Consider the following 22,787-nt stretch of genomic DNA (forward strand, 5'->3'; position numbering starts at 1 on the left):
CCTTCAGGCGCTTTTTTATTTCAGCTGCAACAACCAGCCGGCCTGTTGCTGATACGCCACTTCCTGCTCCAGCTCAGCGCGCATCAGTGGATGCTGCTCCAACCAGCCGCCAGGCAAAGTTAAAGTCAGACTTTCCGCCTGGGCGCTGATTTGCACTTCCGGCAGCACTTCATGGCGGCGACGCATCGACAACACCACAGCTAAGCGCAGTAACCGGGTTAAACGCACAGCGAGCAACACTGAAGTCATGGTCTGACGGGCAATAATGTCGCGGTTAATATCAGCCCTGTGGTTATACACCAGCGCCATCAACAGCTGTTGTTGCGCCCGGGTAAACCCAGGTAATTCGGTATGGCTGATAATATAAGCACCGTGATGATGATGGTTTTTGTATTCGATCAGCAGGCCAAGCTCGTGCAATAGAGCGCCCGACCTTAGCATACTCAGGCCTTCAAATTTACTCAGTTGCCACTGCGCCTGTAACTGCAATGCCAGCTGCAACGCCATATCGGCTACTCTGTTGGCGTGTTGCTCGTCAATATAATAACGCACCATTAAACTGGCGATGGTTCTGTTGCGCACATCACTGTGTTGCAGCTGGGGCAACATGCTGTACAACACCCCTTCGCGCAGAGCGCCCCCCGACAGAGTCATACCGGGAATATGCAGTTTGCGGAATAAGGCGATTAAAATGGCAAGGCCGGACGGAAAAACCTGTTTGCGCTCCTGCGCCAGTCCAACCAGGGTTAAATGCTCCAGCTGACCACAGACCAGCGCCTGCTGCATAATACTTTCCAGCCTGGCCAGCGTAATGACTTCATCCTGCCCCTGCGCCACCAGAATTTCCTGCATCGCCTGCACTGTGCCCGAAGCGCCCACCGAAATTTGCCAGCCTGCTGCCAAAAAGGAAGTCGCTATGCTGTCGAGCTCCTGCTCTGCCGCGGCAATAGCGGCATTAAAATTATCTTCGGTGAGCAGGCCGTCGGTAAAATATCTGTCCAGATAAGTCACACAGCCCATATTCAGGCTGGCAAGCAATAAAGGGGAAAAACCGCTGCCGATCACCATCTCAGTAGAAGCGCCGCCAATATCAATGACTAACCTGTTGGCTTCACAGCTGGAGGTATGGGCAACTCCCAGATAAATCAGCCGGGCTTCTTCTTCACCGCTGATAATTTCAATATGATGACCGAGGATTTTTTCCGCTTCATTGAGGAACGTTTTGACATTACGCGCCAGGCGCAATGTGGCTGTGCCAACAATACGGATATTTTGCGATGGAATGTCCTGCAACCGCTCGGCAAAAAGTGCCAGGCACTCCCAGCCGCGGGTCATGGCTTTTTTACTGAGCACCAGGCTGTCATTCAGACCAGCGGCAAGCCGGACTTTTCGTTTCACCCGGCCTATCACCTGCACACTGCCGCCAACCACTTTCACCATCAACATGTGAAAGCTGTTGGAGCCAAGGTCAATCACAGCATAAATATCTTCATGCTGTGATTGTTCCGGTGTGCTGATGCCCGGCTTAACGTGGTCTGGCGCGCTGCGGTCTTGGTCCATTCGGATGAGGTCGTCCTGCACTGCGGGCCTGGCCCGGACGGCGGCGTACACGCGCCTTCGGCTGGGTTAAATCCGTTAATAAAGCGGAAGGGTCGTATTGACTGACCGGAATTGGATGTTTGATATAGTCTTCAATAGCGGTCAGGTTCAGCGCATAACGCTCACAGGCAAAACTGATAGCTTTGCCGCTTTCACCGGCACGGCCGGTGCGGCCAATACGGTGTACATAGTCTTCACAGTCATCCGGCAGGTCAAAGTTAAATACATGACTCACTTTTGGAATGTGTAAACCACGGGCTGCAACGTCTGTCGCCACCAGAATATCCAGTTTGCCACTGGTAAAATCGTCGAGGATTTTTAAGCGTTTTTTCTGCACTACGTCACCGGTGAGCATGCCAACACGATGGCCGTCGGCTTCCAGCCAGGCAAAAATGTCTTCACACCAGTGTTTGGTATTGGCAAAAACAATGGCTTTATCCGGCCATTCTTCTTCCATCAGCGTCAGCAATAACTTCATTTTATGTTCGTTAGACGGATAAAACAGTTCTTCGCTGATGCGGCTGCCGGTCATTTGCTCAGGCGCAATATGGATATGTTCCGGCTGATTCATTTGTTCAAATGCCAGCTCCTGTACCTTGTACGACAAAGTGGCAGAGAACAGTAAACTTAAACGTTCGGTGGCAGGCGGCATCCGGTTAAACATATAACGAATGTCTTTGATAAAGCCTAAATCGAACATACGATCGGCTTCATCCAGCACCACCACCTGAATTTGTTTCAGGTCGTACAGGCCTTGTTTCATGTAGTCGATCAGGCGGCCTGTGGTACCAATTAAAATATCAGCACCTTTTTCCAATAACTGGCGTTGAGAATCGTAACCTTCGCCCCCATAAATCAGAGCAAGCTTTAAACCGGCATGTTTTGCCAGTTCAACAGCGTCCTGATGGATCTGAACTGCCAGTTCCCGCGTAGGAGCCATAATGATGGCACGCGGCTGGCCTGAACCTTTAGGTTCATGGGTCAGCAGATAATGGAAAGTTGCCGTCAGAAAGGCCAGGGTTTTCCCTGTGCCGGTCTGGGCTTGTCCGGCAATGTCTTTACCGGCCAGTGCCAGTGGCAAACACTGTGACTGGATCGGTGTGCAATGAGTGTAACCTTGCGCATGAAGTGCGGCAAGGACCTGAGGTGCCAATGCAAAATCGGCGAATTTATGCTGAGTGAGGTGTGTTTTATTCATACCGGGTTAGCATAACCGTTACGCTTGCAATAAGGAACAGTCAGGATAAAATTGATGCCAGTTTTTTCACGGGTCGGTTCATCCGCAAAGCAGCGCCAGTACAACAGCGCAGCCCCCTTGCCGGTGGTTCCAACCCAAAACGCTGAATAACGCAGTAACCCTGCCCAGCCCTATCGGAGAATATAATGAGCGAACATATTTTACAGGTTTCTGATGACAGCTTTGAAGCTGACGTTTTAAAAGCTGCCAGCCCTGTGTTGGTGGATTTCTGGGCAGAATGGTGTGGTCCATGCAAAATGATCGCCCCAATCCTGGATGACGTGGCCAAAGAATATGCCGGCAAAGTGACAGTAGCCAAAGTAAACATCGACCACAACCCGGGCACACCACCAAAATTTGGTATCCGTGGTATTCCAACTTTACTGTTATTTAAAAACGGCCAGGTTGCCGCCACTAAAGTTGGCGCTCTGTCAAAAACTCAGTTAAAAGAGTTTCTGGACAGCAACATCTGAGCTTGATCCGCACAGAGAAAATCAGGCGTATATTTGTACGCCTTTTTTTATGGCGCCGCTGGACGGCCAAAACTTATCCTGCTATGGTGTAGCTCAGCAACTTCTCTAATAACCCGCTTGTTCGTTGACTAATTCATTTCCAAACCTAAATTGCTCAGCGAAAAGCTATCTTTCTGTTTTGATACACAAGAACCCATCAATATGCATTTAACCGAACTGAAGCTGAAGCCGATTAACGAGCTGGTTGATCTGGCTGAGTCCATGGGCCTGGAAAACATGGCCCGTCTGCGCAAGCAAGATATTATTTTCGCCATCTTAAAATCACATGCGAAAAACGGTGAAGAGATTTACGGCGACGGTGTGGTCGAAATTCTGGCCGATGGCTTTGGCTTTTTGCGCTCATCTGACAGTTCTTATTTAGCAGGCCCGGATGACATTTATGTGTCGCCAAGCCAAATCCGCCGCTTTAACCTGCGCACCGGCGACAGTATTTCTGGCCTTATTCGTCCGCCAAAAGAAGGTGAGCGTTATTTTGCGCTGCTCAAAGTAAACGAAGTGAACTTCGGTCGCCCTGAGCAAGCCCGTAACAAAATTCTGTTTGAAAACTTAACCCCTTTGCATGCCAATTCACGGCTGCGGATGGAACGTGGCAATGGCAGTAAAGAAGACATCACGGCGCGGGTGCTGGATTTAGCTTCGCCTATCGGCCGTGGTCAGCGTGGTTTGATTGTGGCACCACCAAAAGCAGGTAAAACCATACTGCTGCAGAATATTGCCCAGTCTATTGCCTCAAATTACCCTGAATGTGTGTTGATGGTGCTGCTGATTGACGAGCGTCCGGAAGAAGTGACCGAGATGCAGCGCATGGTTAAAGGTGAAGTGGTTGCTTCAACCTTCGACGAGCCAGCCAGCCGCCACGTCCAGGTTGCCGAAATGGTGATTGAAAAGGCCAAACGTCTGGTTGAACACAAAAAAGATGTGATCATCCTGCTCGACTCTATCACCCGTTTAGCCCGTGCTTATAACACTGTGATCCCAAGTTCAGGCAAAGTACTGACCGGTGGTGTGGACGCCAACGCGCTGCACAAACCAAAACGCTTTTTTGGTGCCGCCCGTAATGTGGAAGAAGGTGGCAGCTTAACCATTATCGCCACTGCGCTGGTGGACACTGGTTCGAAGATGGACGAAGTGATTTACGAAGAATTTAAAGGTACAGGTAATATGGAACTGCACCTGTCGCGTAAAATTGCTGAACGCCGGGTGTTCCCAGCCATCGACTTTAACCGCTCTGGCACCCGTCGCGAAGAATTGCTGGCGTCGCAGGAAGAACTGCAGAAAATGTGGATCTTACGCAAAATCCTCAATCCAATGGACGAAACCGATTGTATGGAATTTTTGATCGACAAGCTGTCGATGACCAAAACCAACGATGAGTTTTTTGAGTCCATGAAACGGCAAAAAAACAGCTAAGTTGAAGCCGGCCTTGTGGCCGGCTTTTTTTTGCTTCTTTTCCGCCAGCCCCTGTGTTTCTGACCGGCATTTGCAGCCGATGTTTTGATCCCTGGCGGCAAATCGGCAAAGGCCGTGGGCCCGGCCAGATGTGCCCGCACAGAATTTATATTTATCAGGGTAATTCACCATGGCACTTGCACGTATTGTCATTATTGGCGGCGGCGCCGGCGGTTTAGAGCTGGCCACCCGTCTTGGAAATAAACTCGGCCGTAAAAACAAAGCTGCTGTCACGCTGGTTGACCGCAACGCCACCCATATCTGGAAACCGCTGCTGCATGAAGTAGCCACCGGAACTCTGGATGTGGATATCGATCAGGTCACCTACCGCGCTCATGCCGCCGCCCATGGCTTTGATTTTCAGCTTGGCACCATGACAGGGCTGGATCGCGAGCAACGTCAGGTGATTCTGGCACCCCTGTATGATGAAAATGGTGAAGAAATTTTGTCAGAGCGCCGGTTAAGTTACGACTATCTGGTGCTGGCAATTGGCAGTGTGTCGAATCATTTTGGCACCCCTGGTGTGGTGGAAAACTGTATTTTCCTCGACAGCCCAGCGCAGGCCAAAAGGTTCCACCGCCGTTTGCTGGAAGCTTATTTAAAACTGAACTCACCAGGCCACCCCAAAGACAATCTGAATATTGCCATAGTAGGTGCCGGTGCTACCGGCGTGGAACTGGCCGCCGAGCTGCATCACGCCGCTGCTGAGCTGAACTTATACGGTTTTAGCGATATGAAACGCGACCGGTTAAAAATCAGTGTCATTGAAGCAGGCCCGCGTATTCTGCCGGCATTACCTGAGCGTATTGCCGCTGCCGCCCATAAAGAGCTGGTGAAACTGGGCGTCACTGTACGGGTGGCGACGAAAGTCACAGCAGCAGATGAACATGGATTACAGCTGGGTGATGAACATCTGGACAGTGAATTAATGGTCTGGGCGGCTGGTATTAAAGCGCCTGATTTTCTTAAAGATTTGGCTGGTCTGGAAAACAATCGCATCAATCAGCTGCTGGTGTTACCCACTTTACAAACCACCCGCGATTCGCAGATTTATGTGATTGGTGATTGTGCCGGTTGCCCGCTGCCTGACAATAAATGGGTGCCACCACGGGCTCAGTCAGCGCATCAGATGGCTGAGCTGGTGGCCAAAAACCTGATTGCCGCCGTCAGTGGTAAACCGCAGCAGCAATATCATTACCGGGATCACGGTTCCTTAATCTCACTGAGTCGTTTTGGCACTGTTGGCAGCCTGATGGGCAATCTGGTTGGCGGCGCTATGATGATTGAAGGTCGGATTGCGCGGATGGCATATATTTCGTTATACCGCATGCATCAGGTGGCTTTACATGGCTGGTGGCGCACTCTGATGATTTCGGTAATAGGCCGTATTAATAAAATTATCCGGCCAAGGCTAAAGCTGCACTAACAACACTCACAGCACATCCCCACCATAGACAACAAAGGCAGCTGTACATCAGCTGCCTTTTTTACCGCCACACAAATTCACAACAGCCGCATCTTAACGCCGGCGTGAAATGGCCGGCTCATCAAAATAATCAAACTGACCGTCAGCCAGGGCCGTTTTACGTTGTTGCTGGTAATCCAGCCTTTCGCTCAGCGCATACCCAAAAACTTCCAGGTGTGCCTCGGCCATTAGCTGCTGCAACTCGGTTTTATCGGTAAGCCCCAGCAGCTCACCGGCATATAAAAAACCTTCAGCCCGGTGTTTTTCTACTGTCACTGTGTCTCTGGCTTTGCTTTTTTGAAAAATCAGCAAAAACTGCTGTTTGGCCTGCTGCAAAAATAAACCTTTATCCATCAGTGTTCTCCGCTTTGTACCGCTGCGGCATTATTGCTTTTGTTGCTGCTAAACAGGCTCTTAACGTCATCCAGAATCACATACAAGGCCGGGATCAGCAGTAAAGTAATCATAGTGGCAAACAAAATACCAAAGGCCAGCGACACTGCCATCGGCACCACCACTTTGGCCTGCAGACTGCGCTCCAGCACAATAGGTGCCAGGCCAACAAAGGTAGTCAGCGAGGTCAGTAAAATAGCCCTGAACCTCTGAGTACCCGCATCCACCACGGCTTTGGTAAGGGCTACACCTTCAGCTCTGGCTCTGTTGACAAAATCAACCATGATCAGACTGTCATTCACCACGACGCCGGCCAGCGCAACCAGACCAAACACCGACATAATGCTCATGCTAAGCCCAAGCACCAGATGCCCCAGCACAGCACCCACCAATCCAAATGGGATCACACTCATAATAATCAGCGGCTGACTATAAGATTTCAGCGGAATGGCCATTAAACCGTAAATACAAAACAGCGCAAACACTGCACCTTTGAGCAGTTCAACCATTGCATCTGCTTCATCCTGCGTGTTGCCTTCCAGCTCAGAAGTCACACCCGGATATTTTTCACTGATTTGTTTTAGCGTGCTTTCACGGATTTCTTTAACCACTTTTGACGGTTCAATCAGGCTTTTATCGGCTGCAGCATTCACCGACACAGCTCTCATCCCATTCACCCTGTTAATTGCACTGTAGCTGGGCTGCAACCTGTAAGTTGCCACCTGTGAAAATGGCACAACGCCGCCGTTGGCGGTGCGGATCCGCATATTTTCCAGGTTGCCAATCGATGAGCGCTCATCTCGCGGATAACGCACCATCACTTTAATTTCTTCACCGTCACGCTGCACACGCTGAGCTTCAGCACCGTAAAAACCATAACGCACCTGCTGCGCCAGATTCTGCAGACTGATACCAAGCGCATCGGCCTCGGGTTTAAGCTGCAACACAATTTCGTCATTGCCGCCAAGCAGGTTATCTTCAATGTCAAAAACACCGTTGTAGCCGGCCAGCGCAGTTTTTAGTTCGCGGGTAGCTGCCTGTAACTGATCTAAGTCGTTGCCGCGTAACTGAAAAGAAATATCAGCGCCGGCACCACCGCCCATGGAATTGGCATTAATTTTAAAAGACTTCAGACCCGGTATTTCCGGTACTTCTTCGCGCCAGCGCTTGGCGATTTCAAAACCGTCAATTTCACGACCTTCACTTTTTTCCAGTTCCACCACAATTTGACCTGCAGTATCAGAGTTCAGGAACATCAGCCGGTGCTTTACCACGTCTTCACCTTCCTGCTGCCGCATTTTATCGTTAGCACGGATCAGCGCCTGTTCAATCTGTTGCATTGCCAGCACTGTGGCTTTATTGGATGCACCTTCTTCCATCTTCACATTGGCCTGGATAAAGTCGCTTGGCAGTTCAGGGAAAAACACCCAACGCACAAATCCACCAGACATCAGGCCGCCCATCAGGATCAGCATGGCAACAAAACTACTCATAGTGACATAACGATGGCGGATACAAATTTCGATAAAGGGCCGGTATTTCTGTTCAATATAGTTTTCCAGCCAGCCTGAAACAGCTTCACGCACCTTTTTTAGGCCATTGCTGCCGGAACGTCCTAGCCGATAAAAAAAGCCGGTCCGGGCCGGATCCCAGGGTTTGGTGTCCATTTTGACCAAATGGGCCGGTAAAATCAGTTTGGATTCGACAATAGACAACAACAAACACAACACCACCACCCAGGCAATAGAACCCCAGATAGCAGACATAGTGCCGCCCACCATCAACATAGGCGCAAAAGCAGCCACTGTGGTCAGCACACCAAAAGTGGCTGGCATCGCTACTTTTTCGGCACCGCGGATCACGGCTTCGGTACTTTTGCCATATTTTTCGATCTCACTGTACGCACTTTCGCCGATAATAATGGCGTCATCAACCACTATGCCCAGCACCAGAATAAAACCGAATAAACTAATCATATTGATAGACACGCCAAACCAGGGCAATGGCAACAGGGCAAGTGCGCCGAGGAAACACACCGGAATGCCCACCATGACCCAAAAGGCGATGCGAAACTCCAGAAACAGCGTCAGCGCCAGTAACACCAATAAAGCGCCCATCAGCATATTGTCTGTCATTAAATCCAACCGGCCCTGCAGGTAATAACTGGCGTCACCCCAGGTCGCCAGTGTTACGCTGGCGGGCAATTGTTGTTTTTTCTCTGCAACATAGGCTTTGACGGTTTCGGCAATTTTTAGGGTGTTGTCATCACCTACAGCGTCAATTTTTATCGACACCGAGTTTTTGCCATCAAAAGTGGCCAGCCGCTCCCGCTCAATAAAACCGTCGGTAACTACAGCAATATCACCCAGCAATAACTTACTACCGTCAGCAAACTTCAGCAGCACTATGCTGGCAAAGTCGGCAAAGTCGTAAGCCTGACCTTTGGTACGCAATAAGATATTGCCGCTTTCAGAACGGATAGAACCACCAGGTAAATCCACTGAGCTGCCACGGATAGCACTGACCACCTGTTCAAAGGTCAGGCCGTACTCTTTGAGTTTGTGTTCAGACAACTCAATGGCAATTTCATAAGGACGGGCAGCAACCACTTCCACTTTGCTGACGCCGGGTTTGGCTTTGAGCTCATCACGGATATCTTTGGCCAGCTCTTTGAGGCTATGCTCGGGTAAATCACCGTACAAAGACACCCACATCACATTGCTCTGAAAACGTACCCGGTACACCACAGGTTTTTCCGTTTGTTCAGGCAAAGACGAAATGGAATTGACCTGGGTTTTAATTTCCTCCATCACTTCACTGATGTCATAGCCGTTGGCAATTTCCGCCTGCACTGTGGCTAAACCCTCAACAGCGTTAGAACGGATCCTTTTAATACCGTTGACACCACGCAGGCTTTCTTCAATTTTATCAATAACACCACTTTCCACTTCCTGTGGCGCCGCCCCCAGGTACGGCACCCGGATATTCACCTGTTCCAGCTGGATTTCCGGAAAAACCTGTTTTTTGATGGTTAACACTGAGGCCAGGCCGGCCAGTAACAACACCACCATCAGCAGATTGGCTGCCACACTATTGCGGGCAAACCAGCTTAAGATACTCTGATTACCGGTCATGACTGATCTCCGCCCTTCGCCACAGTGTCCGCAGTTTCTTTGTCGGATTTTTTAGCTGTAGCTTTGCTGTTGTCTGTACTTAACCGCACCTGCAAGCCGGGCAACGGGTTGGTGACAGGTGAAACCAGAATTTGATCACCTGGCGAAAAACCCGCTGCAATATAAGCTTGCTGCTCGTCAGCTCTGTCCAGCTCCATGGTTCGCAGCTGTAGTTTCTGCTCAGCGTCCACCACCAGCAACTGATTGGCTGGCCTTAATAAATGCCGCGGTACTACGACAACCTGTTGCGCCTGACGGCCGGCAATACTGGCTTTGACAAAACGACCAAAGCGCAGCGGTTCAACATTTGGCACCCCCAGCTGATAAGGATTTTTCACTTCAGCCACGGCATGGATCACCCTGCTGCGCTCATCCAGCACGCCTTCGGTACGCACCAGTGCAGCCTGCCATGTCAGCGTTTTACCAGCCACTTGCGCACTCAGTTGTACCGCAGGCGCCGGATTGCCCGGTTTTAAATCGATATAAGCCAGGTCATGATCCGTCAGTGGCAACCGGACTTCCGCCACATCAGTGCCATAAATCATACCTATGCTGCTGCCGCGGCTGACAAACTGGCCTAAATCCACACTGCGGTTTTTCACCATGCCGGCATAAGGGGCGCGGATTTCTGTGCGGCTTAAATCACGTTTGGCTCTGTCAAGATCGGCTTCAGCTGAACGTACTTTGGCCAGAGCACTGGCCAGCTGCGGCCGGCGTAAACCTAATGCCGGCGCCTGTCCAGCTTTAAAAGAGCGCCAGTCTTCTTCTGCCACCCGCACTCTGGCTTTTTCTTCTTCCAGTGCCGCCTCAGCTGTTGCCAGCGCCGCTTCGGCCGCTTTCACTGCGGTCAGGTAGTCACTGCGTTCCAGTTGTACCAGCAAATCACCCTGCTGAAAAAAACCACCTTCCACAAAATTGTCGGCAAGCTGCACCACCCGGCCATTTACTTCAGATACCAGGCTGGTTTCCAGCTTTGGGATCACCGCCCCTTGCGACTCAATCAGATAATTTAAATCCTGCGGCTGCACTTGTTGCACTTCCACCAATAGCGCTTGCTTGGTTTCAGCCTTTTTTTCCGGCGGTTTACGCATTGCCGCCAAACCTGCAGCAATCAAGGCTGCAGACAGCAAAATGACAGTGGGAACGGCAATTTTTTTGAATGTGGCGGCCATATTAAATTTCCATCTCATCAATGCCGAAGCCCAAGAGCTGCGGACATACCAGAAGTTAAAGTATTGATTATTGCCAGACTAACAGGTCTGGCGTTTTGTGACAGCAATTGCAGTAGCAACAAAATGTTACTGAAAGTTACAACCAAGCCTGGTACGCAGCAACCCCATAGTTAACCTTTGGCAGCCTCTGTGGGATCAGGGGAAAGATTGCGCTGGAACAATGTTTTGGTCATATAGCAAGACTAGAATGGCGCCGTCGAAAAATGCATCTACAAGGAAATTCTGATGGCTATCAGCACCCAACACAAAGTGTACATTCCGGATACCGCCAAAGATAACCAGTATATTTTGGCCGAGCTGCAACTGAGCGAGGGATTTTTTGCCAGCTACGCCGACACCTACAGCTGTTATCAGCAGCTGAGCCAGCAGTTTTTCCTGCTTTGTGAGCTAGCAGGCTTAAAAAACGTACATTTTATTGCCAACGATAAACTGCCGGTGGTGCGTTTTCACACTGAGGCTTTTAGTTTTCAAACCGCCGACCAGATGTTGTTTTTTTATAACCCGGCCTACCACGAAGCGCAGCACAGCCACTTTGACCCCAACTACCGCGCCCGCAAAATCAGTTTGTTATGCCTGGCGACGGGCAGCGAAATCCGCAATCAGGCGGCCGCCTTTCACCGTACAGTCAAAGCAGTGTTGCAGGAGTTTAAAGCCCGGTTGCCTGTAGCTGTACCGCTGAAAATCCGCGACCACCAGCATTTATCTTATGATTTATTTGCCCGCGCTAAAGGCTGTGACAGCAGCTTTGGCTACAAATTACGTTCTATTTCAAATCGTTATATGGCACGTGATGTAGAAATTCCAGCTATTCATCAGGCCATGACTTATGCCGCCGCCACTGTGCCACTAAGCCGCAAACTGGTGCAGCAACTACAGCACAACAGCAGCGCACCTTTTACTGAACTCTACCAGCAGCTGGAGCAGCGTTTTATCAGCGCCGCCACAGCCCATCACCTGACCCGGCTGGCACTGGTGGCCGATGGCAGCACACCGCTGGTGCGCAGCAGCCAGATTGAAAAACCCAAACGCAGTCAGGAACTGCATATGCTGAGTTTTGATTTAACATCGGATAAAGCCCAGGTATTCAGTCACTGGCTGCCGGATCAGCGCATGGAAACTGCTCACTTATTATTGGTGGCAGGTCAGGACGATCAAACAGAGTTTGGTTATGGCCGTTTTATGAATCAGGTGGAGCAGGCGTTAAAAGCGCTGGCGCAACAACTGGAAATGGACCCGGCCAAAGACGATTTAATAGTCCGTTTTCATCAGCACATTAGCTACCAGCTGTGATGTTTTAAGGCCAACAAGCCGTCTCCTCTGTCGTGCTTGTATTGCTGTGCCACACCGCGTCTGCCAAGTCCCGGCTGACGCGGTTTTTTGTTGCCCCCGGCAACGCCTGGTCAGCGCTGAAGCGGCAAACTGGCCAAAGGCAGGTAACGAACTCCGGTAGGAGTTGACAGCGAATGGTACAACCTCAGCTGGCTGGGTGTTAATAACAGCGCTGGTGTTTGTGGTGCAGGCTCCGGCGGCAGTTTGGCTTTGCGCGCCAGCGTAATATGAGGGCGCAATGCATGCTGGGGCGGTAAAAAACCAGCCTGTAACGCTGCTTGTCGCAGCACAGTATCCAGTTGTATCAGCCCGGGATGCTGTAACACACCGGTCAGGCAATACACAGCTGGCCCGGGCCATAATTCCAGCTGGTCCAACAATACTTCAAAAGCCGGTAACTGTTGTGTTTGAAGTAGCCGCCACAACAACTCTGTTTGTACCGCGCTGCTTTGGCCTAAAAATAATAACGTCAGATGTAAATTGGCAGGAGTCACAGGCTGCAATGGCGGCTTAAGCTGCTGCAGCAAAGCGGTGAGCTCTTCTTGTTGCGCTGCTGAAGGTGCTACGCCAATAAAAAGCCGACGTTCTCCCGGCCAATTAAATTCTGCCCCATCAAAATCGGGCCCATCAACATCAGGCCAGCCAGACTCAGTCTTCATCCGGCAACTGCGATGGGGTTAATCTGGACGCTTCTTCGGTTTTGCTCGAGCTTAATAACATGGTTTCCAGCTCAGCCATTTCGCTGGCGGTTAATTCACGCCACTGTCCGGGGGCCAGCCCGACCAGCCGCACATTCATAATGCGCACCCTTTTGAGTTTAGTGACATTAAACCCCAGATATTCGGTCATACGACGGATTTGCCGGTTTAAGCCCTGACGCAGCACAATATTAAACGTATGCCGCGATTTTTGTGTGACCTGACAAGGCAGGGTCACAGTGTCGAGAATAGGCACGCCGGCGGCCATTTTGCGGATAAAAGCATCGTGAATAGGCTTGTCGACTGTCACTACATATTCTTTGTCGTGGGCGTTACCGGCACGCAGAATTTTATTGACGATATCACCGTCATTGGTCAGGAAAATCAGGCCTTCAGATTCTTTATCGAGCCGGCCTATCGGAAAAATCCGCTCCGGATATTTCACCGCATCCACAATATTGCCTTTGACATGCAGCTCTGTGGTACAGGTAATGCCCACCGGCTTGTGGTACGCCAGATACACTCTTCTGGGTTTATTTTTTAGTGGTTTACCGGCGACTTCCACCTGATCAGTGGCCGCCACTTTAGTGCCCACCAGCGCCACTTGCCCGTTCACTTTCACCTGACCAGACTCAATCAGCTTGTCGGCTTCACGTCTGGAACAAAAACCAGTGTCGCTGATAAATTTATTTAAACGAAAAAGCTCGGTAGATGCTGTCAACTGGAGTACGCCTGTGGCAAAAAATGATGGAAAGTTTAAGGCTCCGTCAGGCTAAGGGCAAGCTTGGGCTTTGATTGGCGTAAAAGGTAAAGATTTAACAAGCCAGCGTTGTTGCCTTCGCGTGCTTATGGCAATAACAAATGGCTGACCCCAGAATACCTGGCCATCGCGGCTATCTGTACTAAATCACCGGTGCTCTGTGGCAATAACTGCAAAACAAACTCGCCCCCTGTTGCTGACAGCTGGCGGGCACCAATAGGTCCATGGCCCAGCCTGCTTGTCCAATAAGGCATCAGTGAGCAATGGGCCGAACCTGTCGCCGGATCTTCGTTAATACCAATTTTGGGTGCAAAATACCGGAAGACATAACCGCCTTGTGTTGCAGCCGCCGTCAAAATCACAGCGTGCCATGACAATACACAGATAGCTGCAAAATCCGGCTGATAAGCCGCTACTTCAGCTACAGTCGCAAACTCCAGAATAAGGTCTCTGCCGCTGGCCGCAGCAATAGCACCCTGGGTGATGGCCGTTGTTAAAGAGTCCAGAGCTTGCGCTTGCAAGGCAAAAGCATTCAGCGTCAGACAAAAATGCTGTTGTTGTTTTGCCACTGTGATAGTGCCAAAAGGGCTAGAGAAGGCTAATTCATTGCTTTGGCGGGTGTTTTTAAGTTCATTAAATAGCACAGCAGCAGCGGCCAAAGTGCCGTGGCCACATAAATTGATTTCGGTACTGCTGCTAAACCAGCGAATGTGATAACCAACTTGCGCCGGGCATAACATCACAGTGACCGGCTGCTCGGTGGCAGCCGCCAGCTGTTGTAATAGCTCTGTTGGTGGAAATTCATTAAATACAACCACAGCGGCAGGGTTACCGGCACAAGTTGCACTGCTAAAAGCCTGCACCAGATGAACTGCAAACAGCTGCGGCATAGCTATTCCGCCCAGATAGCAAATTCATTACCGCCTGGTTCCAGAAACTGAAAACGCCGGCCACCTGGGAAACTAAAAATGGCTTTAGTGATGGTTGCTCCGGCAGCCTGCACTGCCGCTAAACTTTGTGCCAGATTGTCGCTTTTTAACACCACCAAAACACCCCCCTGGGCCGTGGTCGCCACCTGAGTAGCGCGGTAAAAACCACCTTCCAGACCGGCATCAAAAAATGCCAGATAATCAGGGCCGTAGTCGACAAAACGCCAGCCAAACACAGAGGTAAAAAAAGCTTTGCTTTGTTCAGGCTGCAAGCTTGGCAGCTCAAGATAATTAATCTGATCAGGGCGGGTCATGGCGTTTCCTTGTTGAAATAACACACTGTGGCGAGAAAGAATTCTGAGGCTAACAAGGGGTTGGGATTTAGGCAATCACAGCAAGGGGTTGGCTGGTAAAAAATGCAGCCTAAATCAGAAAAACTGTCAGTGAATACAACAAACAACAGGCCCCAAATGCATCAGGGGCACCCTGTAAGTGCCCCTGACGGTTCTGTTTGCGGCTGTATGCGCCTTTGCCTTTTTTGGGTTTTTCCACTTTGCTGCGAAATAACGGGCTGGTGACTAAAGCCGCGAGAGCATTGTGGTGGATGTCACCACGGCCATGGGCAACTTTGCCCTTTGCTGATTTTTTCATTGCCTTTCCTTTTTGGTTAAAAAACGAGCGCATTGTAACAACAATGGCAGCAGCTACAAGCGGTTTTTTGCAGTGGCATTTTTGCGCTGAACCATGTCTGGCGCCGCCGCTTTCTGCCATAATGCAGCGCCTGCTATTTCAGTGAGATTAACTGCGGAAAAGCCATGTTATACAACTGCATTTTGTTCGACGCCGACGACACGCTGTTTCATTTTGACGCCTTTGCCGGTTTAAGCCGGTTGTTCAGCCGGTATGAACTGGCCTTTGATCAGGCGGAATTTCAGCGTTACCAACAACTGAATCTGCCACTCTGGCAACAATATCAGGCCGGTGATATTAACGCCGAACAACTGCAAAGCCGCCGTTTTCTGCCTTATGCCGAAAAGTTGGGCCTGAATGCAGCCGAGCTGAATGATGAGTTTTTGCTGACCATGGCCGATATCTGCACTTTATTGCCTGGTGCCCTTGAGTTGCTGCAAGCGCTCAGCGGCAAAGCACAACTTGGCATTATTACCAATGGTTTTACCCGGATGCAGCAGCTGCGGCTGGAACGTTGTGGTGTGGCGCATTATTTTGACAGTCTGGTCATTTCCGAACAGGTGGGCGTGGCCAAACCCCATCCGGCTATTTTTGATCATGCACTGGCCAGTCTCGGTTATCCGGCCAAACACAAAACTCTGATGGTCGGCGATAATATTCTGGCTGATGTGCAAGGTGCACAACAAGCCGGCATGGCCGCCTGCTGGCTCAATCATCAACAGCAACAGGCACCACAGGGCATTCAGCCAGACTACACAGTACAGTCTTTGTCTGAGCTACAGCAATTACTGCTGGCCTGAGCTGGTTGGCCGTTCTTCGCTTTGACCACTGGTGCCGTTTTGCGCCAGGTTGTGCTGCGCTATCGCCTGCTGTTCGTTTTCATATTGCATCAGCAATAAGGTCAGATAAATTTTAGTGGGCAAAGACAAAATCAGCCCCAAAGCACAACAAAGCGCCACGATAATAATGCCCTGCACGCCCATGGTTTCCGGCAATTTTGCCCCCAGCCACAAATAATGGCCAAAAATAATCAGTGTGATGCCACTCAACATCACCAGCTTTAACCAGAACATTAGCCTTTTGCTGGCAGCTAGAGCGGCGGTTTGCGGCCTGGCCACTGCGTCGTATTGTTGTACTGTGGCTGCCGGCGCACTTTCAGCCGGCGCACTCTCTCCGAGTGTGTTCTGCACACCAGTGGCAGGATTTGGCGCTGACGCTGGATTCATGCTTCAGGCTCCGCAGATCTGTCTCTGCTTACTATAAAAGCCTGTGGCCAGCAGTACTTGATCCAGCACAACAGAGTTGCGGATCAGGCGCAAAATTCCTCTGGTGTTTATTCGCTGTGCTGATTGCGACTGTTATTGGCAAGTCTGAATTTTAATCCAGTCTTTTTCTGCAATGCCAAGGGCTGCGGCCGCTTGATAAAACTCAGCACATTGTGCCGCAGCAGGTTTATCACTACGCGCCAGCAACCAGGCATAACTGAGATCAGGCCCCACCACCAGCGCCATACTGTAGTCCGGCGCCAGTTTGGCGATATTGTAAGCACCGTAAAATGGGCCAAAAAATGATACTTTGAGCCGGCCTTCATTCTCAGGGCCAACAAATTTAGCTACCCCTTCGGCTTCGTCCCATTGTTGGTGTTCTTCGGAAAACCCCCGGTTCAACACTTTGACATAACCATCTTCCCGCAGGCTGTAGGTTGCGCTCACCTGGGTTAAACCCCGCTCAAAGCTGTGGTCCAGCCGGGCTATTTCATACCACTGCCCCAAATAACGCTTTAACTCAAAAGGCGTGACCGGCGTCACATTTTCCGGCACGCCGGTGCAGCCTGTCAGGAGCAAACCAGCCAGCAACAGCGTCCAACCTGTCATCATAACGTTGAATTTTCTCATGTTTTTCTCCTGTAGCCCCAAGCAGCACTACTGCTGGATACGCAGCCACCACATAAATAGCGCAACGACCGGCAAAAAATAATGACAGTTGCTGCGCTATTGATTGTTGAGCTGCCCTTGAATATCGATTAATAACGATATATATTTCGAAATATCGCGATACAAGGATATTGGGATCCCAAATGAATACCACAGAATTTGATGAACTGATCAAAGCGCTGTCACACCCGGTCAGGCGCGACATCCTGCTCTGGTTAAAAACGCCGGAGCAGTATTTTGCCGACCAGGAACACCCGCTGTCGTTTGGGGTTTGTGCCGGCAAAATTGATCAAAAAACCGGGCTGTCGCAGTCCACAGTGTCGAACCATCTGGCCATTTTGCAAAGAGCTGGTTTTATCAGCAGCAAAAAAGTAGGTCAGTGGAACTTTTTTTCGCGAAACGAAGCGGCTATTCAGGCGTTTTTGCAGCGCCTGCAACAGCAGCTTTAAGCAATAAGGCTGAATTTTGATGACTACACCAACTTTGTTTGCTCCGCTGCAACTGGGCAGCCTGACGTTAAAAAACCGTATTGTGATGGCGCCGTTAACCCGCTGCCGCGCCAGTGAAGGTCGGGTGCCTAATGCACTGATGGCCGATTATTACCGCCAGCGCGCCAGTGCCGGTTTAATTTTATCTGAAGCCACTTCAGTGACCCCTATGGGCGTGGGTTACCCCGACACCCCAGGCATCTGGTCTGACGAACAGGTGCAAGGCTGGAAGCTGGTGACAGACGCTGTGCACCAACAAGGCGGACTGATTTTCCTGCAGCTGTGGCATGTCGGCCGGGTGTCCGACCCCTATTATTTAAACGGTGAATTACCTGTTGCACCCAGTGCAGTCAAACCGGCTGGCCATGTCAGTTTATTAAGACCGATGAAAGACTTTGAAACGCCAAGAGCCTTAACGCTGGACGAAATTAACGAGGTGATTGCGGCCTACCGTCAGGGCGCTATCAATGCCAAAGCGGCCGGTTTTGACGGTGTGCATGTGCATGGTGCCAATGGTTATCTGCTCGATCAGTTCCTGCAGGACAGCACCAATTTGCGTACCGATGAATACGGTGGTTCGCTCGAAAACCGCGCCCGTTTATTGCTGGAAGTGACAGACGCCTGTATTGAGGTTTGGGGCAAAGACAGAGTGGCAGTGCATTTAGCGCCCAGAATGGACGCCCACGATATGAAAGACAGCCAACCGGCTGATACTTTTGGTTATGTGGCGCGTGAACTGGGTAAACGCCAGATTGCCTTTATTTCAACCCGCGAGCATGCCGCAGACGACAGCTTAACGCCGATGCTCAAACAGCAGTTTGGCGGTGTAGTGATTGCCAACGAAGGCTTTAATAAAGCCCAGGCCCATGCCTGGCTGGCTGAGGGCAAAGCAGACGCTGTGGCTTTTGGTGTGCCTTTTATTGCCAACCCGGATTTACCGGCGCGGTTGCAACAAGACGCACCACTGAATCCACCGCGTAAAGAGCTGTTTTACGCCAAAGGTGCTGAAGGTTATACCGACTATCCAAGCCTGCAGCAGGCTTAATCACAGCCGAAATTAGCTGCTGATAATCAAAAACCACCGGCGACGGTGGTTTTTTATTGTTAAAGCCTGGTTGCTGTTTCAGGCGCTGTATCAGACAGATGGCACAAGCCCAAATCCAGTACAGACCTCAATCCATACGCTGTCTTGATCAGTGGTGATGGCTATGGTCTTCAGCTTTTTCAGCGTCATGCTGATGTTTTTCACCATGTTCATGATGATCATGATCTTTGGCCGCTGCCGCCGTTGGTTTTAATGGCTCAAACTTGGCTGTTTGTGCACTTTGGCCTGGCATAGTGACATTGGCCACCACTTTCATCTCAGGTACAGAAGCGTATACAGCCTCCCCCACCAGGGCATTGTTGCCTTCTGGTTTTAACTCCACCTTGGCTTTTTGTTTGCCGGCCACCAGCACCAAATTGGCGGTGGCGCCTGCTGTTGCGACCGGCGTGTTGGCATGGTCCATCACAAAGACTTTAATGGCATTTTTTTTAGCCTCAACGCTGTCTTTGACGACCAGCAATTCAAAATGATAGGCACCGGCCATCCGCAATTGACCCCCATTAGGGCCCACCACAGTGTCCAGATATTCATCGGTATGCGCCTGTGCTGCACCTGCGGCAACCATAGCCAACAGCGCCGCTGCTTTGGTCAGTTGGGAAAAAGTGGTTCTGAACATAATAATCTCCAAAAACTGTTAGTTAAAAAATTAGTAAAAACAATAACTTTAATAAAGTTGTGTTTGGTCGGTCTCGGCCATTAACCGCTCCAGCGGTGCCTTACCCCATAACCAGAACATCAAAGGTGTCAGCACAGTATCCAAAATAGTGGAGCTGACCAGGCCACCAAAAATCACCACAGCTACAGGGTGCAAAATTTCTTTGCCCGGCGCGTCGGCCGAAAATAACAAAGGCAACAGCGCAAAAGCCGCCACCAAAGCGGTCATCAGCACAGGTGTTAATCGCTCGAGCGAGCCACGGATAATCATCTGAGTGCCAAACACCTCAGCTTCAAACCGGCATAAGTTGATGTAATGGCTGATTTTTAAAATGCCATTTCGGGTAGCAATACCGGCCAGTGTAATAAAGCCCACCAGCGCCGCCACCGACAGCGGCTGATCAGCCCACCACAACGCCAGCACAGAGCCAATCAGCGCCAGCGGAATATTCGCCATAATAATCAGCGTTAACCGAAGCGACTGATATCTACTGTACAACACCAGCAAAATGGCAATCAGGGAACCCAGCGCCAGCAAAGTGATCAGGTTCGCCGCTTCTTCCTGCGCCTGGAACTGGCCTTCCAGCGCGGTAAAATAACCTTCAGGCAACTGGGTTTGCGCCAGTACAGCCCTGATATCGGTAATGGCATGGCTTAAATCCCTGCCCTCCACATTAGCCGATAGAACTATACGACGCCGGCCATTTTCACGGCTGATTTGGTTAGGCCCGTCTGACTCCAGCACCTGCGCCAGCATACTCAGCGGCACTGTTCCTTTGGGCGTTTGGATCAGCAGCTGCGCCAATGCCGCAGGGTCACGTGCGCTGTCGGGCAAGCGCAACAATAAATCAAAACGCCGCTCATTACTGATTAGCTGACTGAGTTTTACCCCATCAATCTGTTGCTGCAGGCTATGCAATAAAGCGCCGGGCGCCACACCATAAGCAGCAGCTTTTTGATAATCCACCTGAATTTTTACCTGTGGGATCAACACCTGTTTTTCCAGGCTGAGGTCGGTAACCCCTGCCACTTTGCTAAGCTCCTGCTGCAGGTTATTACCAAGGGCGCGCAGGGTGGCAATATCATCGCCAAAAACTTTAATGGCTATTTGTGCCCGCACACCTGACAACAAATGGTCCAGCCGGTGTGAAATTGGCTGACCTACACTGACACTGCCCGGCAGTACCGAAAGTACCCGGCGGATCTCGGCCAGCACTTCAGACCTTGGCCGCTCCAACGCCTGTAAATCCACATCAATTTCGGTGTAATGCACCCCTTCGGCATGTTCATCCAGCTCGGCACGACCAGTGCGGCGGCCCACCTGCGTCACTTCCGGCACCTGCAGCAGCAGTTGCTCAGCCAAAGCGCCCACTTTATTGGATTCACTGAGCGCAGTGCCGGGCTGCAACATCAGATTGATGGTTAAAGTGCCTTCGTTAAAAGGTGGCAGAAAACTTTTGGCAAAAAACGGCACCGAAGCAGCAGCAACGGTGACGGCCAGCAGCGCGGCCGCCAGCAAAGAGCGGGCATGGCCAAAAGACCAGCGCAGCAACTGCTCATCGCGTTTTTTCAACATACGCACCAGCGCACTGTCGCCATGTTGCTGCTGGGCTAATTTTGGCAGCAGGTAATAACAAAGCACAGGGGTGACGGTAATAGCCACCATCATACTGGCCAGAATAGAGGTGATATAAGCCACACCCAGCGGGCTGAATAACCGGCCTTCAATACCGGACAGTGCAAAGAGCGGCACAAACACCAGCACTACAATTAAAGTGGCGTACACCACGCCACTGCGCACCTCACCGGATGCTGCAGCTATCACTTCCAGCACAGGTTTAGGTACTGCCAGCTGCCGGTTTTCTTTTAACCGGCGCAGCACGTTTTCCACATCCACTACTGCGTCGTCTACCAGTTCACCCAGCGCAATGGCCAGGCCACCCAGCGTCATGGTGTTGATCGACAAACCAAAATAACGGAACACCAGCACAGCGGCTAATAAACTCAGGGGTATCGCCAGCAGCGAAATTGCGGTAGTGCGCACATTCAGCAAAAACATAAACAGAATAATGGTGACCATAATGGCACCATCACGCAGCGCTTCTTCAACGTTATTGATGGAATTTTCAATAAAGTCAGCTTGTTTAAACAAAAACTGCGGTGCCTGCACCCCATCAGGCAAGCCTTTGCCAAGTTCTGCCACCGCAGCTTCAATCTGTCGCGTCAGTTTTACACTGTCACCGGCCGGTTGTTTTTGCACCGACAAAATCACTGCCGCTTTGCCTTTATAACCGGCATCCCCTCTTTTGGTTGCAGCCACAATATTGACATTAGCCAGCTGCTGTAATAACACCGGCTGACCATCTTTGACCGCCACCACCAGCTGCTGTAAATCTTCCAGCGCTTTGGTGCGGCCAATATTACGAATGAGCCACTCACGGCCCTGGGCTTCGAGAAAACCACCGCTGGAATTGACACCAAAATCGGTCAGCGCCTGCTCAATTTCATTGAGGCTGACGTCAAGCGCCGCCAGTTGTGAAGCAATAGGCTCGACTCTGTATTGGCGCACTTCACCGCCAATAGGGATCACCTGAGCCACGCCCGGAATACTCAATAACCTGGGCCGCACCACCCATTCGGCAAATTCGCGTACCGCCATAGGGCTGACCTTGGCCGGATCGGCCGGAATGGCCAGCAGCAGAATTTCCCCCATAATGGATGACACTGGCCCCAGCTGCGGCATCACACCATCGGGCAGTTGCTCCTGCGCCAGGCTCAACCTTTCGGCCACCATCTGGCGGTTGCGGTAAATGTCTGAGCCCCAGTCAAATTCGATATACAGCACCGACAGACCCACACCGGACACTGAACGCACCCGACTCACTCCCGGAATACCATTCATGCTGGTTTCCAGCGGGAAAGTGACCAACTGCTCGACTTCTTCCGGCGCCATACCACCGGCTTCAGTCATTAAAGTAACAGTAGGTTTATTTAAATCAGGAAATACATCCACCGGCAGCTGCTTCAGGCTCATACTGCCAAATACCAGCAGTAACAAAGCACAGCCCAGTACAAACAGCCGTTGTTTTAAACTAAAGCGGATCAGCGCATCAAACATG

The 22,787-nt window shown here is 50.9% G+C and carries 21 protein-coding genes; 7 read left to right on the forward strand and 14 right to left on the reverse strand.

What is annotated here, in order from left to right; all coding sequences use genetic code 11:
* Window positions 1-15: 15 nt before the first annotated feature.
* A complete protein-coding gene (gene gppA, locus V7P87_RS09015; protein ID WP_333797140.1) occupies window positions 16-1,560 on the reverse strand; it encodes a guanosine-5'-triphosphate,3'-diphosphate diphosphatase in 1,545 nt (514 codons plus the stop codon).
* Entirely contained in the window at window positions 1,526-2,797 is a 1,272-nt protein-coding gene (gene rhlB / locus V7P87_RS09020; RefSeq protein ID WP_260658127.1) for an ATP-dependent RNA helicase RhlB, read from the reverse strand. Before rhlB ends, gppA begins: the two co-directional genes overlap by 35 nt.
* Window positions 2,798-2,982: 185 nt before the next feature.
* Between rhlB and trxA the strand changes: the two genes are divergently transcribed.
* The 3 genes from trxA to V7P87_RS09035 all read left to right on the forward strand — a co-directional run bounded on the left by trxA (window position 2,983) and on the right by V7P87_RS09035 (window position 6,244).
* Window positions 2,983-3,309, forward strand: coding sequence for a thioredoxin TrxA (gene trxA / locus V7P87_RS09025; RefSeq protein WP_296298106.1), 327 nt, complete (start codon window positions 2,983-2,985; stop codon window positions 3,307-3,309).
* Between the two features lie 201 nt (window positions 3,310-3,510).
* On the forward strand, window positions 3,511-4,779 hold the full coding sequence (gene rho / locus V7P87_RS09030; protein ID WP_260658129.1) for a transcription termination factor Rho: 1,269 nt from the start codon (window positions 3,511-3,513) through the stop codon (window positions 4,777-4,779).
* A 169-nt stretch (window positions 4,780-4,948) separates the two neighbouring features.
* Window positions 4,949-6,244: an NAD(P)/FAD-dependent oxidoreductase gene (locus V7P87_RS09035; RefSeq protein ID WP_333797141.1), complete on the forward strand. Its 1,296-nt coding sequence runs from the start codon at window positions 4,949-4,951 to the stop codon at window positions 6,242-6,244.
* Window positions 6,245-6,337: 93 nt separating this feature from the next.
* Here V7P87_RS09035 and V7P87_RS09040 read toward each other — a convergent pair whose 3' ends face one another.
* From V7P87_RS09040 to V7P87_RS09050, 3 genes are read right to left on the reverse strand one after another with little or no spacing between them, the layout of a single operon-like run.
* A complete protein-coding gene (locus V7P87_RS09040) occupies window positions 6,338-6,637 on the reverse strand; it encodes a hypothetical protein (RefSeq protein ID WP_333797142.1) in 300 nt (99 codons plus the stop codon).
* The gene (locus tag V7P87_RS09045) at window positions 6,637-9,810 is read right to left on the reverse strand and encodes an efflux RND transporter permease subunit (protein ID WP_333797143.1); all 3,174 of its coding nucleotides are present in this window, start codon (window positions 9,808-9,810) and stop codon (window positions 6,637-6,639) included. Before V7P87_RS09045 ends, V7P87_RS09040 begins: the two co-directional genes overlap by 1 nt.
* Window positions 9,807-10,940, reverse strand: a complete 1,134-nt coding sequence (locus tag V7P87_RS09050; protein ID WP_333797144.1) for an efflux RND transporter periplasmic adaptor subunit — start codon at window positions 10,938-10,940, stop codon at window positions 9,807-9,809. The genes V7P87_RS09045 and V7P87_RS09050 overlap by 4 nt, the downstream gene beginning before the upstream one ends.
* A gap of 366 nt (window positions 10,941-11,306) precedes the next feature.
* Between V7P87_RS09050 and V7P87_RS09055 the strand changes: the two genes are divergently transcribed.
* Window positions 11,307-12,371 (forward strand): DUF3083 family protein, encoded by a 1,065-nt coding sequence (locus V7P87_RS09055; protein WP_333797145.1) that lies wholly within the window; start codon window positions 11,307-11,309, stop codon window positions 12,369-12,371.
* A gap of 110 nt (window positions 12,372-12,481) precedes the next feature.
* Here the strand turns inward: V7P87_RS09055 and thpR are convergent, their stop codons facing one another.
* The 5 genes from thpR to V7P87_RS09080 form a co-directional block, all read right to left on the reverse strand.
* Entirely contained in the window at window positions 12,482-13,069 is a 588-nt protein-coding gene (gene thpR, locus V7P87_RS09060) for an RNA 2',3'-cyclic phosphodiesterase (RefSeq protein WP_333797146.1), read from the reverse strand.
* The gene (rluF, locus tag V7P87_RS09065; protein WP_333797147.1) at window positions 13,059-13,829 is read right to left on the reverse strand and encodes a 23S rRNA pseudouridine(2604) synthase RluF; all 771 of its coding nucleotides are present in this window, start codon (window positions 13,827-13,829) and stop codon (window positions 13,059-13,061) included. The genes thpR and rluF overlap by 11 nt, the downstream gene beginning before the upstream one ends.
* Window positions 13,830-13,954: 125 nt before the next feature.
* Complete coding sequence (locus V7P87_RS09070) at window positions 13,955-14,758, reverse strand: PhzF family phenazine biosynthesis protein (RefSeq protein ID WP_333797148.1); 804 nt, start codon at window positions 14,756-14,758, stop codon at window positions 13,955-13,957.
* A gap of 2 nt (window positions 14,759-14,760) precedes the next feature.
* Window positions 14,761-15,111, reverse strand: a complete 351-nt coding sequence (locus V7P87_RS09075) for a VOC family protein (RefSeq protein WP_333797149.1) — start codon at window positions 15,109-15,111, stop codon at window positions 14,761-14,763.
* A gap of 109 nt (window positions 15,112-15,220) precedes the next feature.
* Complete coding sequence (locus V7P87_RS09080) at window positions 15,221-15,448, reverse strand: ribosome alternative rescue factor ArfA (protein WP_333797150.1); 228 nt, start codon at window positions 15,446-15,448, stop codon at window positions 15,221-15,223.
* A gap of 164 nt (window positions 15,449-15,612) precedes the next feature.
* Between V7P87_RS09080 and yjjG the strand changes: the two genes are divergently transcribed.
* On the forward strand, window positions 15,613-16,287 hold the full coding sequence (gene yjjG, locus V7P87_RS09085) for a pyrimidine 5'-nucleotidase (RefSeq protein ID WP_333797151.1): 675 nt from the start codon (window positions 15,613-15,615) through the stop codon (window positions 16,285-16,287).
* On the opposite strand, the gene V7P87_RS09090 is transcribed toward yjjG, so the two are convergent.
* Window positions 16,273-16,713, reverse strand: a complete 441-nt coding sequence (locus tag V7P87_RS09090) for a hypothetical protein (protein ID WP_333797152.1) — start codon at window positions 16,711-16,713, stop codon at window positions 16,273-16,275. The two genes, yjjG and V7P87_RS09090, sit on opposite strands and share 15 nt — an antisense overlap.
* Window positions 16,714-16,845: 132 nt before the next feature.
* Entirely contained in the window at window positions 16,846-17,382 is a 537-nt protein-coding gene (locus V7P87_RS09095; RefSeq protein ID WP_333797153.1) for a lipocalin family protein, read from the reverse strand.
* Window positions 17,383-17,564: 182 nt separating this feature from the next.
* Between V7P87_RS09095 and V7P87_RS09100 the strand changes: the two genes are divergently transcribed.
* Together V7P87_RS09100 and V7P87_RS09105 are read left to right on the forward strand one after the other, a co-directional pair.
* Window positions 17,565-17,870 carry an ArsR/SmtB family transcription factor gene (locus V7P87_RS09100; RefSeq protein WP_333797154.1) on the forward strand — a complete coding sequence of 102 codons (306 nt, stop codon included), beginning with the start codon at window positions 17,565-17,567 and terminating at the stop codon, window positions 17,868-17,870.
* 19 nt (window positions 17,871-17,889) lie between these two features.
* Complete coding sequence (locus tag V7P87_RS09105; RefSeq protein ID WP_333797155.1) at window positions 17,890-18,954, forward strand: alkene reductase; 1,065 nt, start codon at window positions 17,890-17,892, stop codon at window positions 18,952-18,954.
* A gap of 148 nt (window positions 18,955-19,102) precedes the next feature.
* Here V7P87_RS09105 and V7P87_RS09110 read toward each other — a convergent pair whose 3' ends face one another.
* Window positions 19,103-19,630: a hypothetical protein gene (locus V7P87_RS09110; RefSeq protein WP_333797156.1), complete on the reverse strand. Its 528-nt coding sequence runs from the start codon at window positions 19,628-19,630 to the stop codon at window positions 19,103-19,105.
* Window positions 19,631-19,678: 48 nt separating this feature from the next.
* Window positions 19,679-22,786 (reverse strand): efflux RND transporter permease subunit, encoded by a 3,108-nt coding sequence (locus V7P87_RS09115; RefSeq protein WP_333797157.1) that lies wholly within the window; start codon window positions 22,784-22,786, stop codon window positions 19,679-19,681.
* Window position 22,787: the final 1 nt, after the last annotated feature.

This window comes from Rheinheimera sp. (assembly GCF_036782235.1).
Lineage (GTDB): Bacteria > Pseudomonadota > Gammaproteobacteria > Enterobacterales > Alteromonadaceae > Pararheinheimera.